1 pseudogene is annotated in these 309 nt (G+C 74.1%); it reads left to right on the top strand.

Annotated features, from left to right (window positions below):
• Nucleotides 1–42 precede the first annotated feature (42 nt).
• Nucleotides 43–309: pseudogene (locus K789_RS0121310) on the top strand (hypothetical protein); the annotation flags it as partial.

Genomic DNA, 309 nt, shown 5'->3' with positions numbered 1-309 from the left:
CCGGACGAGTCGTCGGAGACGCTGCTGGTCACAGGACTCGAGGTGCTGCGCGGCGAAGTCGAACGCGTCGCGGCGGCGTCCGGCGGCCAGCTGCGCACGGTGGCGGACATCAGGGAGGCGGCGCCCTTCTGGGATGCGGCCGCGGTGGTGCTGCTCGGCAGCGACATCCGCGAACTGCCGCCGCGGGGACGTTCGCCGGCCGTGCTCGTTGGCCTCAGTGGGGACGGCGACGGCTTGTGGCATCTGGCCGCCGCCAACGGCGCCGAACGGGTCGCCGTGCTGCCTGATGCCGCGTCCTGGCTCGCCGAG

It is taken from the genome of Arthrobacter sp. TB 26 (assembly GCF_000427315.1).
Classification (GTDB): domain Bacteria; phylum Actinomycetota; class Actinomycetes; order Actinomycetales; family Micrococcaceae; genus Arthrobacter.
The sequence above is the reverse complement of the archived record's forward strand: the minus strand, read 5'-3'. Positions and strand labels throughout refer to the sequence as shown.